The sequence below is a fragment of the Pseudomonas syringae pv. coryli str. NCPPB 4273 genome (assembly GCF_000972175.1).
GTDB lineage: Bacteria > Pseudomonadota > Gammaproteobacteria > Pseudomonadales > Pseudomonadaceae > Aquipseudomonas > Aquipseudomonas syringae.
Window position 1 is genome coordinate 23,515 of record NZ_AWQP01000017.1, and the last position, 14,651, is coordinate 38,165.

Consider the following 14,651-nt stretch of genomic DNA (forward strand, 5'->3'; position numbering starts at 1 on the left):
GGGTATGCCGGTCTGGACGCTCCGCGTCCTCTTGCGACGCAGAGCGTCGTGAACTGCATTCCCACGCTGGAGCGTGAGGAACGATAGTCGTCAGTCAGATCACCATCTTACCCATGCTCCGCGTGGATATGCCGTTCTGGACTGCATTCCACTGGAGCGTGAGGAACGATAGTCGTCAGGGATAACACTATCGTGCCCATGCTCCGCGTGGGCATGCCGGTCTGGACGCTCCGCGTCCTCTTGCGACGCAGAGCGTGAGGAACGAGAGATATCCACGGCCTCAGCCCAGAAACAGCCTGTACGCCGGGTTCTCGCTTTCGTCCCAATACCGGTAACCAATCTCATCCAGCGCAGCGCCGACCAGATGCCGCTCATCCTCCGGCACTACCAATCCAGCAACCACCCTGCCATCGGCTGCGCCGTGGTTGCGGTAGTGGAACATCGAGATGGTCCAGCGACCGCCCAGGCGGTTGAGGAAGTTGAACAGCGCGCCCGGTCGTTCCGGGAACTCGAAGCGCAGCACCACTTCATCGTCGACGCGCTCGGCATGCCCGCCAACCATGTGACGGATGTGCAGTTTGGCCAGTTCGTTGTCGGTCAGGTCCAGCACCGGGAAGCCTTGCCCGGTCAGGCTGGCGATCAGGGCGCTGCGCGGGTCGTTCTCGGGATGGGTCTGCACGCCGACGAAGATGTGCGCCTCGCGATCGGTGTGATAGCGGTAGTTGAATTCGGTGATCTGCCGCTTGCCGATGGCCTCGCAGAATGCCTTGAAGCTGCCCGGTTGTTCGGGGATGGTCACGGCAATGATCGCCTCGCGACCTTCGCCCAGCTCTGCACGCTCGGCCACGTGACGCAAACGGTCGAAGTTGACGTTGGCGCCTGAATCAATCGCCACCAGCGTCTGGCCGCTGACGCCGCGCTGCTCGACATACTTCTTGATCCCGGCCACGCCCAGCGCGCCGGACGGCTCGGTGATCGAACGGGTGTCGTCGTAGATGTCCTTGATCGCCGCGCAGATTTCGTCGGTGCTGACGGTGATCACTTCATCGACATAATGGCGGCACACTTCGAAGGTGTGATGGCCGATCTGCGCGACCGCCACGCCATCGGCAAACAGCCCGACCTGGCTCAGCACCACGCGTTCCCCGGCGGCCATCGCCGCCTGCAGGCAGTTGGAGTCGTCCGGCTCGACGCCGATGATCTTGATCTCCGGGCGCAGGTATTTCACATAGGCCGCGATACCGGCAATCAGACCGCCGCCCCCGACCGGGACAAAGATCGCATCCAGCTGGCCCGGTTGCTGACGAAGAATCTCCATCGCCACAGTGCCTTGCCCGGCGATGGTGTCAGGGTCGTCATACGGATGGATGTAAACGAAACCTTGTTCGTCGACCAGCTTCAGCGAGTAAGCCAGCGCTTCCGGGAACGAATCGCCGTGCAGCACCACGGTGGCACCCCGCGAGCGCACACCCTCGACCTTGATCTCCGGCGTGGTGCGCGGCATGACGATGGTCGCCTTGATGCCCAGCTCGCGTGCCGCCAGCGCCAGGCCCTGGGCATGATTGCCCGCCGATGCCGTCACCACGCCCCGTGCAGTCTGCTCTGCGGGCAATTGCGCGAGCTTGTTGTACGCCCCGCGAATCTTGAACGAGAACACCGGCTGCAGGTCTTCGCGCTTGAGCAGCACCTGATTGCCCAGCCGTTCGGACAGCTGACGAGCGCCTTGCAGCGGCGTTTCGATGGCAACGTCGTAGACGCGCGAGGTGAGGATTTTCTTGACGTACTGTTCAAGCATCGGGGTGGCATCACTGACGAAGCGGGCAAGGTCGGGAAGTCTACTCTGCGCACCGAAAGACGACCATACGAATGACAGGGCTTTGCGGCGCAGTCGCCGCTATAATGCGGGCCTTTTTGCATCCCCCTCTTCTACCTACATCAGGCACCGTGGAGCCCGCATGACCCAGGATCAACTCAAACAGGCAGTCGCTCAGGCAGCTGTCGACTTCATCCTTCCGAAGCTCGATGACAAAAGCATTGTGGGCGTCGGCACCGGCTCCACGGCCAATTGCTTCATCGACGCACTGGCCAAGCACAAGGCCGCCTTTGACGGCGCTGTCGCCAGTTCGCAAGCCACTGCGGCGCGCCTCAAGGCGCACGGCATTCCGGTCTATGAGCTGAACACGGTCAGCGATCTGGAGTTCTATGTCGACGGCGCCGACGAAAGCGACGAGCACCTGAACCTGATCAAGGGCGGCGGCGCGGCACTGACTCGCGAGAAAATCGTCGCGGCGGTGGCCAAGACCTTCATCTGCATCGCCGACGGCAGCAAGCTGGTGCCGGTGCTGGGCGCATTCCCGCTGCCGGTCGAAGTCATTCCGATGGCCCGCAGCCACGTTGCGCGGCAACTGGTGAAACTGGGCGGCGACCCGGTTTATCGCGAAGGTGTTCTGACCGACAACGGCAACATCATCATTGATGTGCACAACATGAGCATTACCAACCCGGTGGAGCTGGAAGCGCAGATCAACGCCATCGTCGGCGTGGTCACCAACGGCCTGTTCGCCGCCCGTCCGGCCGACCTGTTGCTGCTGGGCACCACCGAAGGCGTGAAAACCCTGACGCGCTGATAAAACCGGTCATGCCCACGCAAGGTGGGCATGACCCTCACAGGCTCAAGGCTTGCGGAACACGTAAAACAGGTTCGGCTCGCTCACCAGATACAACGTCCCCTGCGCATCCATGGCCATCCCTTCCGCCTGCGGCACACCCTTGCTCAGCCCCATCGCCCCTTTTGCCAGCGATCCGCTGCCAATCGGATGACCGCTGGTGTCGAGTTCAAGAATGCGCTTCGACTCATCGGACAACGCCAGCAAATGGCCGCTGGTCTCATCGAATTGCAGGCTGGAGAGGTCACGAACCGACAGTCGGCCATCGCGCTTGCTGTTGGAGATGACCTGCAGATTGCCGGGAGCCTCGGAGTTGGTCTTGGGAAAGCCGCGCACCTCGATGATCTGCACCGGATCACGCTCGCGGGCGACAAACAGGCGCTTGCCGACCGAATCATAGGCCAGCCCTTCATAGCCCTTGTTGCCGCTGGCGGTGATGCCCAGCGTCAATTGTTCGGCCTGGGCGGCGTCCAGACTTTTGGTGTTGTCATCGACGTGAATCTGAATCAGCCGGAGCCGGCGCTCATCGCTGATCACGTAAGTGCCCGGGCTGATGTATTCGACGGCCTCGGCATCACCGAAGCCCACCAGCGGAATGCGCCGCAGCACACGACCGTCCAGGCTCAGCTCGACCAGCTCGGGATTCTGGTTGGTCACCGTAAACAGGCTCTTGCGGTCCGGGTCGTAGCTCAGGCCCGAGACATCATCCTGCAACCCGTCGATCACCTGTGCTTCGGTGACGACGCGGTACTGATCCAGACCAATGGACTGAAGCGAGTCGGACTGCCAGAACACCTGCCAGTCGAACAAGGCGCTTTCAACATAGCGGTATCGCTGATTGGCGATCACGAATACGACGATCAGGGGTACAAGGGCCAGAAGCAGGACTAAAGAGCGAGTAGAGCGACGCATGAAGGGTGACTCGGACAGATTGAGCGGACGGGATTGATACCATGCCATCCTGAAAGCAAGCTTAATGGCATGGTGCTATATGTTTGCCGAATGTGTATCGGCGACCTGTGTAGCTGCCGTCCTGGCTCAGTGCTTGCGAAGCGCCCTGTGAAACGAATAGAACAGGTTCGGTTCGCTGACCATGTACAGCGTACCGGCCTCATCGAGGGCCACGCCTTCAGCGCGCGGAATTGTATCCTTCAAACCGTTCATGCCGCCCAACAATGTCATGAAGCTCACCTGCTCGCCTTGATCATCGACTTCCAGCAACATGTGCGAATCGGCAGACAGCGCGAGCATGTGGCCCGTGCGCGGGTCGATGCTCAGCGAGGACAGATTGCGCATGTCCAGCGAGCGACTGGGTAGCGGCTGCTTGTCGCCTGTCAGCACGTCGCTGCCATTACTTTTCCAGGTGTACAGCGCGGGAGGTCGCTCCTCGCCCAGTATCAGCTGCTGACGCTGCGGGTCCCAGGCGATGCCTTCGAAGCCCTTATTCTGGTTGGCGGACTTGCCGAGTTCATACTGGGGGAAATCCGCGATGTTCAGGGTGGTGGTGTCGGCGTTCACTTTAACGATGGTCAACTTGTGCTGGCGCTCGTCAGTGATCGCAATCAGGCCATCGTTCATGACGGCAACGCCTTCGGGATTGCTCCAGCCCATCAGCGGGATCTTGCGCAGTACATCGCCCGTGAGCGTCAGCTCCACCAGAAACGCATTTTTGCCCATGACCGCAAACAGCGTTTTGGTCACCGGGTTATAGGACAGGTCCGACGCCTCGTCCTTCTCCATGCCTGGCAGCACCTTGGCGTCGATATCGACATGGTAGTCCGGCAGCCAGATGCTGGCGTGGCGACCTGCCTTGCTCTCGAACCGCTCCTGAAACCAGAGCAGCGCGCGGTCATCCCAATGCATGATGAACGCCAGCCCATAGCCCAGCAATGCAACCATTAACAACCACGAATACCAGCGCATGTTGCGCAGGTAAGCGAAGCGTTTTTTGGTACGAGGCGGCGTTGCGGCAGTACTGGCCATTCATGTGTTCCTGAGCAAATGAGACTTCATGACGACGTGGTGCCCTTGCAGGGACGGCCGGATTATCCAGAACAGGTGTGAAAAAAACGCAAAACCGACTGGACTATCAGTCACCCCACAAACAAAAGCCACCCGAGAGTGATCCCGTGTGGCTTTGGGCGCTGCCTGAAAGGCTGTCGGCTTACCTGACGACGCTCTCGAAAGGCGTCTGCCCGACCAGTTCCAGAGCGATCTGGTCGCCGGCTTCGAACGGCCCGACACCGGCAGGCGTGCCGGTCATGATCAAGTCGCCGGCCTGCAGCGAGAAGTTGGCTGCCATGTGCTGGATCATCGGCACGATTGGGTTGAGCATCATGTTGCTGTTGCCGTCCTGAACCACCTTGCCATTGAGGATCAGGCGGATACCGATGTCCTCCAGATCAGGGAAGGTCTCGGCGGGCACGAACGGCGGGATCACCGCAGCGCCGTCAAAACACTTGGCCAGCTCCCACGGCAGGCCTTTCTCACGCAGACGAGACTGGACGTCACGCAGCGTCAGGTCCAGACCAGGCGCAAAGCCGCTGATCGCGTCGAGTACTTCTTCGCGCGAAGGGTTCTTGCTCAGGGGCTTGCCGATCAACACCACGATCTCGGCTTCGTAATGCACCGAACCGCGGTCTGCCGGGATGGTGAAGCCACCCTCCAGCGCAACCACCGCGCTGCCGGGTTTCATGAACAGCAGCGGCTCGGTAGGCACCGCGTTGCCCAGTTCCTTGGCGTGTTCGGCGTAGTTACGCCCGATGCAGACCACTTTACCCAGCGGGAAGTGAATGTTGGTGCCATCGACATATTTGTGCTGGTAGCTCATGACGTCTCCTGAGGCTGTAAGAGGTAGCCTGCTTATTGTTGCGACGGATCAAATGGTTGCGACGGATCAAACGGCGAAGATTTTGCCGGGATTCATGATCCCGTTGGGATCGAACACCGCTTTCAACGCCTTCATGTATTCGATTTCGACCGGCGAGCGACTGTACGTCAAATAGTCACGCTTGGTCATCCCGACGCCATGCTCGGCCGAAATCGAGCCGTTGTACTTTTCGACGGTCTCGAACACCCACTTGTTGACCCGGGCACATTTGACGAAGAACTCGTCCTTGTCGAGGCTCTCGGGCTTGAGGATGTTCAGGTGCAGGTTGCCGTCGCCAATGTGGCCGTACCAGAGCACTTCGAAGTCCGGATAGTGTTCGGCAACGATGGCATCGATTTCAGCCAGAAACTCCGGCACTTTCGAGACAGTGACCGAGATATCGTTTTTGTACGGCGTGAAATGCGAGATGGTTTCGGAGATGTACTCGCGCAGCTTCCACAGGTTGCGTATTTGCTGTTCGCTCTGGCTCATCGCGCCGTCCAGCACCCAACCCTGCTCGACGCAGTGCTCGAAAGTCGCCAGCGCCTGATCGGCGAGGTCTTCGGTGGTCGCTTCGAATTCCAGCAACACGTAGAACGGGCACGGCGTGTCGAAAGGCGACGGCACATCACCGCGCGCCATGACGCGGGCGAAGGATTTGTCCGAGAAGAATTCGAAGGCGGTCAGGTCGAGCTTGCCGTGAAAGGCATGCAGCACCGGCATGATCGAGTTGAAGTCCGAGGTGCCCAGCACCATCGCGGTGAGGTTCTTCGGCGCACGGTCGAGGCGCATGGTCGCTTCGACGACAAAGCCCAGCGTACCTTCGGCACCGATGAACAACTGGCGCAAATCGTAGCCGGTGGCGTTCTTGATCAGGTCCTTGTTCAGCTCAAGCAGGTCGCCCTTGCCGGTGACCACCTTGAGGCCAGCGACCCAATTGCGCGTCATGCCGTAGCGAATGACCTTGATGCCGCCTGCATTGGTGCCGATATTGCCGCCAATCTGACTGGAGCCCGAAGAAGCGAAGTCGACCGGGTAATAAAGACCGTTTTCTTCAGCCAGTGCCTGCAATTGCCGGGTGATCACGCCAGGCTGACAGACCGCCGTGCGGTCGGTGAGATTCAGATCCAGCACCTGGTTCATGTAATCGAACGAGACGACCACTTCACCGTTGGCGGCCACCGCGGCCGCCGAAAGCCCGGTTCGTCCACCCGAAGGCACCAGCGCCACGAGCCGCTCATTGGCCCAGCGCACGATGGCCTGCACCTGTTCGGTGGTCTTGGGGAATACGATGGCCAGTGGCGCGGGGGTGAACTGCTTGGTCCAGTCCTTGCCGTACGTCTCCAGAGAGCCGGCATCAGTGAGTACCTTGCCAAGGTCAACCAGGGTCTGCAGCTCATCAATCAAAACGCGATTGGTCATTGAATCAACTCTCGAACGATTCATGGGCATCCTGAGAACGGTTCACGTTCGGGATGAGGTTTCGCGGGGCTCATATGCTAGCATACGCCCCCCGCGAGTCGTGCCCAGAGCCGATCCGGCCACCCCCTGCCAATTTTCTTCGGGACACAGGTTTACGCAGATGAGCAAGACTTCCCTCGACAAGAGCAAGATCAAGTTCCTTCTTCTCGAAGGCGTCCACCAATCCGCTGTCGACGTCCTCAAGGCAGCCGGTTACACCAGCATCGAGTACCACACCAAGTCTCTGCCGGAAGCCGAACTGAAAGAAAAGATCGCCGACGCCCATTTCATCGGTATCCGCTCCCGTACTCAGTTGACCGAAGAGCTGTTCGATTGCGCCAAGAAACTGGTTGCGGTCGGCTGCTTCTGCATCGGCACCAACCAGGTTGACCTGAACGCGGCGCGCGAGCGCGGTATCGCAGTGTTCAATGCGCCCTACTCCAATACCCGTTCGGTCGCCGAACTGGTGCTGGCCGAAGCCATCCTGCTGCTGCGCGGTATCCCCGAGAAGAACGCTTCCTGCCACCGTGGCGGCTGGATCAAGAGCGCGGCCAACTCCTTCGAGATCCGTGGCAAGAAGCTGGGCATCATCGGTTACGGCTCGATCGGTACGCAGCTGTCGGTGCTGGCTGAAGGTCTGGGCATGCAGGTGTACTTCTACGACACGCTGACCAAGCTGCCGCTGGGCAACGCCACTCAGGTGTCGAGCCTGAACGAGCTGCTGGGCATGTCCGATATCGTCACCCTGCACGTTCCGGAAACCTCGGAAACCCAGTGGATGATCGGCGAGAAAGAAATCCGCGCGATGAAGAAGGGCAGCATCCTGATCAACGCTGCGCGTGGCACGGTGGTCGAGCTGGACGCACTGGCTGACGCCATCAAGGACAAGCACCTGATCGGCGCCGCCATCGACGTGTTCCCGGTCGAGCCGCGCTCGAACGACGACATCTTCGAAAGCCCGCTGCGCGGTCTGGACAACGTGATCCTGACGCCGCACATCGGTGGCTCCACAGCCGAAGCGCAGGCCAACATCGGTCTGGAAGTGGCGGAAAAACTGGTCAAGTACAGCGACAACGGTACGTCGGTGTCCTCGGTCAACTTCCCGGAAGTGGCGCTGCCTGCGCACCCTGGCAAGCACCGCCTGCTGCACATCCACGAAAACATCCCGGGCGTGCTCAGCGAGATCAACAAGGTCTTCGCCGAAAACGGTATCAACATCTCCGGTCAGTTCCTGCAGACCAACGAGAAAGTCGGCTACGTGGTCATCGACGTCGACGCCGAATACTCCGACCTCGCCCAGGCCAAGCTGCAACAGATCAAAGGCACCATCCGCAGCCGCGTGTTGTTCTGATCTGAGCGCCGTGCCCACCCCGTGTGGGCACGAGCGATGTTCTTGCGGGCACCTATCGTTCCTCACGCTCCAGCATGGGAATGCAGTTCACGACGCTCTGCGTCGCACGATAGTTGCGATAATCGTTCCTCACGCTCCAGCGTGGGAATGCCGTTCGTGACGCTCTGCGTCACACCAGCACTGATAGCCCTACTTCACATTGATGGTGATCTTCTTCGACTCGACCGAAGGGTTCAGCGGCATGTGGCCTTTGTCGCCCATCAGCAATTGCAGGGTGTGCTGGCCCGGCGGCAGGTTGATTTCGGTTTCGGTCTGGCCCTTGCCGAAGTGGCGGATGTTGTCGCTGACAGGTAGCGGTGCATTCATCGACGGCTGGTCCTTCACGTCGATCAGCAGGTGATGGTGACCGGTCTCGGGTACATCGACACCCGCAGGCGCGACGCCCATGCCCTTGAGGCCGAATTGCACCTTGAACGGTGAAGTGACCGTTTCACCGTCCTTGGGCGAGATGATGTACACCTCGGCGCCTTCAGGGGCTGCGGTGCGTGGTATATCGGCGGCGCTGGCCAGCATGGATGCGCTGAGCAACAGGCCGGCGACCATCGTTCCAGAAAATAAGGATTTCATGATTGCTCCGGCTGCAGTTGGCGTAAGTCGACCCTCACACGACGAATCCGTCGGGTCAGGAGTGCTCACGATAGACCGCAGCCAGGCTCAATGGCTCATTGCGTTGATGAAACTGTTTTCATGAACGCAGCCTGCAGGTCACTGGAACAGCTCGTTACCCCGGCGTCTGAACCATCCCGTCAGTGACAGGCGATCACGACTGGCGGGCATAACTTCGTGGGGAATTTCGCCGGACAGAAAGACCACCAGGCAGCCGCCTGTAGGCTGAACGTCGTAAGCCACCTCGTCCTTGAGGTACATGCGCAACTGACCGCCGTGCTCGGGCAGCCAGGCGTTGTTGAGGTAGAGCACCGCCGACACCATGCGCCTGTCGTCATCGCGGAATCGATCCACATGCCTGAGGTAGCGGGCACCTGGCGGATACAGTGCGAAATGGCTTTCGTAATCTTCCAGCCCGAGGAAAAGGCCGCGATTGAGCGCCTGACGCAAACTGTCCATCAGCTCAAGATAGCGGTCGCAGCACTGCACCTGCCCCGGCTCGAGCCACTGAATGCGGTCGCCACGAATCCCCTCGCGTATTTCCAGCGCGGTTCCCTTGCCAATCGCGGCAGGCTCGAGCTCGCCTTCGGCCGCACGTTTGCGGCACTCTTGCTCAAGTTCCAGAGTCAGAGCTTCGGGCAGGAAAATATTCTGCTGCGACCAGCCGTTGGCGGCCAGATCGTCGACGATTCGTAACAGCAGTGGGTGGTCAGAGGGTATGCGCATGGCGTGCATAGTATCCATAAGCCCTGAAATCGGACAGAGGCTTATACATGCGGTATCACACGCATGAGATTTCATTCACCGAAGGCACTCATAACTCGACAAATCCACGCTAACACCGGGAGAATAGCGGCCTGCCGACAGGAGTCCCCAATGCGTCGTTTGTTTGTTTTGCTGTTGATGTTCTGCACCTCACCTGCCTGGGCAGACAGCTACGATCAGTTGTACAAGTCTGCAGGCTGGCCGGAACAGCGCGCGCATTTCAACGATGCCCTCAAAGCTGCCCAACAGCGTTACAGCAACAACCTGCCGCCTGCGGTTTATCAAGCGCTGGTCAACAACAGCAATCAGCGTTTCGCCCCCCAGGCCATGGACCAGCGCGCCTCGAAGCGCCTGCGTGAAAGCCTCAAGGACCCTGCCCCGTCGCTGCAGTTTTTCCAGTCGCCGCTGGGCCGCAAGATCGTCAATGCCGAGCTGACCGCCACCCGCGCCGATCAGCTGGCCAAACATGCCCAGGGGCTGCCACATATCGAAGCGGATGCAACGCGTCAGTTGTTGATCGGCCATCTGGCCCAGGCGCTGCCTGCCAGAGAGGCCGGCGCGGAAGTCAGCCTTGCCATCGCAGGCGTTGCCGCAGACAGCCTGAGCCAGATGATTCCCGGCCTGCTCGGTGGAGGCCAGGCGCAGGGCATGCTCGAAGGCCAGCGCGAGCGCCTGATGGCGCAGATGAGTGCTGATCTGAACAACACGCTGCTGTACGTCTATCGCGACCTGTCGGACCCTGAGCTCGAAGAATTCTCGACCTTCGCCGAGTCGCCGGAAGGCAAAGCCTATTACCAGGCCGCTCTGGCCGCGATTCGTGCCGGCCTAGCCGTCGGGCAGAGTGCGTCGAGCCTCAATCCCTGATCGTCACCAGAACGCCTAGCGCAAGCGCCCTTTCAGAAAATCAAAGTACCGAGCCCGCAGCTCTGGCGTTTCGTTGGCCAGATGATGCCGGGCGTGCCCGAGCATCAGAATCTGCGGCTGGCTGAACTTGTCTTTCAGGATCGCCAGATTGTGCGACCAGTCGACCGTCATGTCCGCCTCGCCCTGGATGATCAGCGGGCTGCGCAGGCTGCGCGGCGCGCTTTCAACACGCACGATCCATTGCGCCAGCGCGCCGACCCAGGCCGTGGGCAGTCGCAGCGGCTGTAACGGATCGGCCATCAGAAAAGGCAGGAACGCGGGTGCATTGGAGTTTTCGGTGAAACGGCGGGCAATGCCGTTCACGAACGGTTTGAGCAGGTGATAACTCAGACGCGACCAGCCCCAGGCGCGCGGCCTGACCAGCGGCGCCAGCAGGATCACCTCCCCCTGCGCGGGCGAGTCTGCCCCCTGATGAAGCAGGTGATCCGTCACGATGGCACCGCCCATGCTTTGTCCGCACAGGTGCCAGGGATGTGGCAGCCCAAGGCCTTCGGCTTCGAGCAGCAGGCGTTGCAACACCAACTGGTACTCGGCGAAGTCATTGATACAAGCACGGCTGCCGCTCGACAGACCATGCCCCGGCAGGTCGCAGGCGATCACGGCAAAGCCCTGCTCCAGAGCCCACTCGATCACATGCCGGTACAGCCCCATGTGGTCATAGAAGCCGTGAAACAGAAACAGCGTGGCGACCGGGCTGTCAGGCAGCCAGACCTGCCCGACCACCTCGTAGCCCGCCACATCGAGGCGCCCCAGCCAGCTGCGTATGACGTTCTCGCCACACAGTCCGGCAAGACCGTAGAAGCGCTGATAGGCCAGTCCTTCCATGGAAAGCGGATCAATAACGCTCAGCGGCAGCAGGCTGGCACGCAGGTTATCGGGGTCGAACGTGGCGGACATGTGGTTTCCAGATTTCAACAAATGGCTCGTAAAGTTGTGTAACGATATTCTTCTGTCTGCCACGGCATGGCAAGCTAAGCCGCTGTAATCGCAGACATCTGTCATTGAACGTGCACATTACTGTCTGCACACTGGGCAATGCTCGCGAGCTCACCTGCCCGAATTCGCCCTGAAGCCGCTTCAAACGGCTCTTGTGCCGGGTTTCATCGAGTCAACTGCGTCACAACGATAGTCTCCATTCCTGCCTACGCCATTTACAGAGAAACCGGATGAAACGCAGCCTCTTCATTCTAGCCATCATCATCGCCCTGCTTGCAGGTGTCGCGGGCTGGTACGTAAATAGCAAGTTGCCGGTACGCGACGGCGAGATCGCCATGAGCCGTCTTCAGGCCCCCGTCACCCTGCGCTACGACGAGCGTGGCGTGCCGCACATCCGCGCCGAGAACGAAGCCGACCTTTACCGTGCGCTGGGCTATGCCCATGCTCAGGACCGGCTATTCCAGATGGAAATGCTGCGTCGCCTGGCACGTGGCGAGCTGGCGGAGGTACTCGGGCCGAATCTGGTCGAGACCGACAAACTGTTTCGCACCCTGCGCATTCGCGAACACGCGGACGCGTATGTCGCACGCCAGGACAAGAACACCCCGACCTGGAAAGCGCTGGAAGCCTACATCGATGGCATCAACCAGTATCAGGACACCCACGCAAGGCCGATGGAGTTCGACGCACTGGGCATTCCCAGACGGCGCTTCACCACAGAGGATACGGTCAGCATCGCCGGCTATCTGGCTTACAGTTTTGCCGCGGCGTTCAGAACCGAGCCGCTGCTGACCTACGTGCGCGATCAGCTTGGGCCGGAGTACTTGAAAGTCTTCGATCTGGACTGGCACCCGGACGGCATGCTCGACTCGAAACCGGCACTGGCCGACGCCGACTGGAAGGGCCTGAATCAGCTGGCGCAGTTGAGTCACAAGGCGCTTGAAGACGCTGGTCTGCCGCAATTCGAAGGCAGCAACGCCTGGGTAATTTCCGGCAGCCGTACGCAAAGCGGCAAGCCGATCCTGGCGGGTGACCCGCACATTCGCTTCTCGGTACCTTCGATATGGTACGAAGCGCAGCTGTCTGCGCCGGGCTTCGAGCTGTACGGGCACTTTCCTGCACTCAACCCGTTCGCGTTGATGGGCCACAACATGGATTTCGGCTGGAGCCTGACCATGTTCCAGAACGATGACGTGGACCTGATTGCCGAGAAGACCAACCCGGATAACCCGAATCAGGTCTGGTACCACGGGCAATGGGCGGACATGAAACGCACCGAGCAGCAGATCGCCGTCAAGGGCCAGGCCCCGGTCACACTGACGCTACTGGAATCGCCGCACGGCCCTATCGTCAATAACGTGATGGGCAAGAACGCCGGCCAGACACCTATCGCGATGTGGTGGTCGTTTCTGGCGTCTGCCAACCCGGTGCTGGACGGTTTCTACGAGGCCAACCGCGCCGATACACTGGACAAGATGCGTAGCGCAGCCGAGAAGATTCAGTCGCCGGGCCTCAACATCGTCTGGGCCAACGCCAAGGGCGATATTGGTTGGTGGGCTGCGGCGCAACTGCCGATCCGTCCGCAGGGCGTCAACCCGGGTTTCATTCTGGATGGCAGCACGGCGCAGGCCGATAAGCTCGGCTTTTACCCGTTCAGCGCCAACCCGCACGAAGAAAACCCGGCGCGTGGTTACATCGTGTCAGCCAACTTCCAGCCGCAGTCGCCGACCGGCATGCAGATTCCCGGCTACTACAACCCGGCCGAACGCGGCCAGGCGCTGAACCGGCAACTGAGTGACTCCAGCATCAAGTGGGACTTGGCCGCCAGCAAAGCGCTGCAACTGGGCACGCAGACCGACTATGCACCGAGCATTCTCAGGCCACTGATTCCGGTACTGCGCAGCGTTGTCAGCGACCCGGACGAACGGGTGCTCGTGGAGCGACTGGCCAGCTGGAAAGGCGATTACCCCGTCGATTCGGTGGGTGCCACGCTGTTCAATCAGTTCCTGTTCGACCTGACCGAAGAGACCTTTCACGACGAATTGGGCGACGCGATGTTTGAAACCCTGCTGTCGACCCGCGTGCTGGACGCCGCCCTGCCGCGCCTGGCCGCCGATGCCGATTCGCCGTGGTGGAACAATCGCAATTCACCCCACGAAGAAAGCCGTGCCAACACCGTCAAGGTGGCTTGGCGCGCAACTGTTTCGCACTTGCGGTCGCTGTACGGCACCAACCCGGATGAATGGGTGTGGGGCAAGGCGCATACCCTGACTCAAGGCCATCCGCTGGGTTCGCAGAAGCCACTGGACATGATTTTCAACGTCGGCCCGTATGCAGCGCCGGGCACGCATGAAGTGCCGAACAACCTGTCGTCGAGCATCCGCCCCGCCCCGTGGCCAGTCGGCTACGGCCCCTCGACCCGCCGCCTGATCGACTTCGCCGACCCGGCACACAGCCTGGGGATAAACCCGGTAGGACAAAGCGGCGTGCCGTTCGACAAGCACTATTCCGATCAGGCCAAAGCCTTCGTGAACGGCGAATACTTGCCGCAGCGCTTCAGCGAGAAGGACGTGGCCGAGCATACGGAAGGCGTTTTGCGGCTGGTGCCGGGGGCGTAGCGATATTCTCTGCGCCGGGCCCGGAAATGGGGCTTCTGCCCGGAGGGCGTGGGAGCGAGCTTGCTCGCGAACTGTCGGGAACCGACAGTGAAACCGTCACGTGCGGTACATCTGGCACAACCGAGGTCGCTGGTTTTGCTGCCGGTCCCCGGCAGTTCGCGAGCAAGCTCGCTCCCACGCCCTGCGGGCAGAATCAAGAGCGGGCTTGTGTATCGCGCCCGATCAGGCTGCTTCCAGGGGTTTTAAGGCTGGTGCCGGGGGCGCAGCGACACTCTCTGCGCCGGGCGCGGAAATGGGGCTTCTGCCCGGAGGGCGTGGGAGCGAACTTGTTCGCGAACTGTCGGGAACCGACAGTGAAACCGTCACGTGCGGTACATCAGGCACGACCGAGGTCG

Annotated in this window: 12 protein-coding genes; 4 read left to right on the forward strand and 8 right to left on the reverse strand. The window is 60.6% G+C overall.

The genetic code is table 11. From position 1 onward, the window contains the following. Positions 1-280: 280 nt before the first annotated feature. Complete coding sequence (gene ilvA, locus P406_RS08525; RefSeq protein ID WP_046235944.1) at positions 281-1,795, reverse strand: threonine ammonia-lyase, biosynthetic; 1,515 nt, start codon at positions 1,793-1,795, stop codon at positions 281-283. Between the two features lie 160 nt (positions 1,796-1,955). Here ilvA and rpiA point away from each other — a divergent pair, with 160 nt between their 5' ends. Then, positions 1,956-2,627, forward strand: a complete 672-nt coding sequence (gene rpiA / locus P406_RS08530) for a ribose-5-phosphate isomerase RpiA (RefSeq protein ID WP_003343875.1) — start codon at positions 1,956-1,958, stop codon at positions 2,625-2,627. Positions 2,628-2,672: 45 nt separating this feature from the next. On the opposite strand, the gene P406_RS08535 is transcribed toward rpiA, so the two are convergent. The 4 genes from P406_RS08535 to P406_RS08550 all read right to left on the reverse strand — a co-directional run bounded on the left by P406_RS08535 (position 2,673) and on the right by P406_RS08550 (position 6,957). Further along, positions 2,673-3,578, reverse strand: coding sequence for an SdiA-regulated domain-containing protein (locus P406_RS08535; RefSeq protein ID WP_046235988.1), 906 nt, complete (start codon positions 3,576-3,578; stop codon positions 2,673-2,675). A 126-nt stretch (positions 3,579-3,704) separates the two neighbouring features. Beyond that, a complete protein-coding gene (locus P406_RS08540) occupies positions 3,705-4,649 on the reverse strand; it encodes an SdiA-regulated domain-containing protein (RefSeq protein WP_046235945.1) in 945 nt (314 codons plus the stop codon). Positions 4,650-4,830: 181 nt separating this feature from the next. Continuing rightward, positions 4,831-5,496 (reverse strand): fumarylacetoacetate hydrolase family protein, encoded by a 666-nt coding sequence (locus P406_RS08545; protein WP_046235946.1) that lies wholly within the window; start codon positions 5,494-5,496, stop codon positions 4,831-4,833. 66 nt (positions 5,497-5,562) lie between these two features. After that, on the reverse strand, positions 5,563-6,957 hold the full coding sequence (locus P406_RS08550; RefSeq protein ID WP_046235947.1) for a D-2-hydroxyglutarate dehydrogenase: 1,395 nt from the start codon (positions 6,955-6,957) through the stop codon (positions 5,563-5,565). 160 nt (positions 6,958-7,117) lie between these two features. Between P406_RS08550 and serA the strand changes: the two genes are divergently transcribed. Beyond that, the gene (serA, locus tag P406_RS08555; RefSeq protein ID WP_002555754.1) at positions 7,118-8,347 is read left to right on the forward strand and encodes a phosphoglycerate dehydrogenase; all 1,230 of its coding nucleotides are present in this window, start codon (positions 7,118-7,120) and stop codon (positions 8,345-8,347) included. Positions 8,348-8,536: 189 nt separating this feature from the next. Here serA and P406_RS08560 read toward each other — a convergent pair whose 3' ends face one another. After that, positions 8,537-8,974 (reverse strand): DUF4399 domain-containing protein, encoded by a 438-nt coding sequence (locus tag P406_RS08560; protein WP_003420188.1) that lies wholly within the window; start codon positions 8,972-8,974, stop codon positions 8,537-8,539. A 138-nt stretch (positions 8,975-9,112) separates the two neighbouring features. Continuing rightward, positions 9,113-9,748, reverse strand: a complete 636-nt coding sequence (locus P406_RS08565; RefSeq protein WP_003316482.1) for a 2OG-Fe(II) oxygenase — start codon at positions 9,746-9,748, stop codon at positions 9,113-9,115. A 141-nt stretch (positions 9,749-9,889) separates the two neighbouring features. On the opposite strand from P406_RS08565, the gene P406_RS08570 reads away from it, so the two are divergent. Further along, positions 9,890-10,642: a DUF2059 domain-containing protein gene (locus P406_RS08570; protein WP_003413516.1), complete on the forward strand. Its 753-nt coding sequence runs from the start codon at positions 9,890-9,892 to the stop codon at positions 10,640-10,642. A gap of 15 nt (positions 10,643-10,657) precedes the next feature. On the opposite strand, the gene bipL is transcribed toward P406_RS08570, so the two are convergent. Beyond that, positions 10,658-11,599 (reverse strand): phospholipase BipL, encoded by a 942-nt coding sequence (bipL, locus tag P406_RS08575; protein ID WP_046235948.1) that lies wholly within the window; start codon positions 11,597-11,599, stop codon positions 10,658-10,660. A 269-nt stretch (positions 11,600-11,868) separates the two neighbouring features. Here bipL and P406_RS08580 point away from each other — a divergent pair, with 269 nt between their 5' ends. Further along, positions 11,869-14,256, forward strand: a complete 2,388-nt coding sequence (locus tag P406_RS08580; protein WP_046235949.1) for a penicillin acylase family protein — start codon at positions 11,869-11,871, stop codon at positions 14,254-14,256. The last annotated feature ends 395 nt before the right edge of the window (positions 14,257-14,651 follow it).

What these genes read in the sequence shown, in the direction of transcription:
- ilvA (WP_046235944.1), bottom strand. Translation starts at nt 1,795, where the DNA reads ATGCTTGAACAGTACGTCAAGAAAATCCTCACCTCGCGCGTCTACGAC.
- rpiA (WP_003343875.1), top strand. Translation starts at nt 1,956, where the DNA reads ATGACCCAGGATCAACTCAAACAGGCAGTCGCTCAGGCAGCTGTCGAC.
- P406_RS08535 (WP_046235988.1), bottom strand. Translation starts at nt 3,578, where the DNA reads ATGCGTCGCTCTACTCGCTCTTTAGTCCTGCTTCTGGCCCTTGTACCC.
- P406_RS08540 (WP_046235945.1), bottom strand. Translation starts at nt 4,649, where the DNA reads ATGGCCAGTACTGCCGCAACGCCGCCTCGTACCAAAAAACGCTTCGCT.
- P406_RS08545 (WP_046235946.1), bottom strand. Translation starts at nt 5,496, where the DNA reads ATGAGCTACCAGCACAAATATGTCGATGGCACCAACATTCACTTCCCG.
- P406_RS08550 (WP_046235947.1), bottom strand. Translation starts at nt 6,957, where the DNA reads ATGACCAATCGCGTTTTGATTGATGAGCTGCAGACCCTGGTTGACCTT.
- serA (WP_002555754.1), top strand. Translation starts at nt 7,118, where the DNA reads ATGAGCAAGACTTCCCTCGACAAGAGCAAGATCAAGTTCCTTCTTCTC.
- P406_RS08560 (WP_003420188.1), bottom strand. Translation starts at nt 8,974, where the DNA reads ATGAAATCCTTATTTTCTGGAACGATGGTCGCCGGCCTGTTGCTCAGC.
- P406_RS08565 (WP_003316482.1), bottom strand. Translation starts at nt 9,748, where the DNA reads ATGCACGCCATGCGCATACCCTCTGACCACCCACTGCTGTTACGAATC.
- P406_RS08570 (WP_003413516.1), top strand. Translation starts at nt 9,890, where the DNA reads ATGCGTCGTTTGTTTGTTTTGCTGTTGATGTTCTGCACCTCACCTGCC.
- bipL (WP_046235948.1), bottom strand. Translation starts at nt 11,599, where the DNA reads ATGTCCGCCACGTTCGACCCCGATAACCTGCGTGCCAGCCTGCTGCCG.
- P406_RS08580 (WP_046235949.1), top strand. Translation starts at nt 11,869, where the DNA reads ATGAAACGCAGCCTCTTCATTCTAGCCATCATCATCGCCCTGCTTGCA.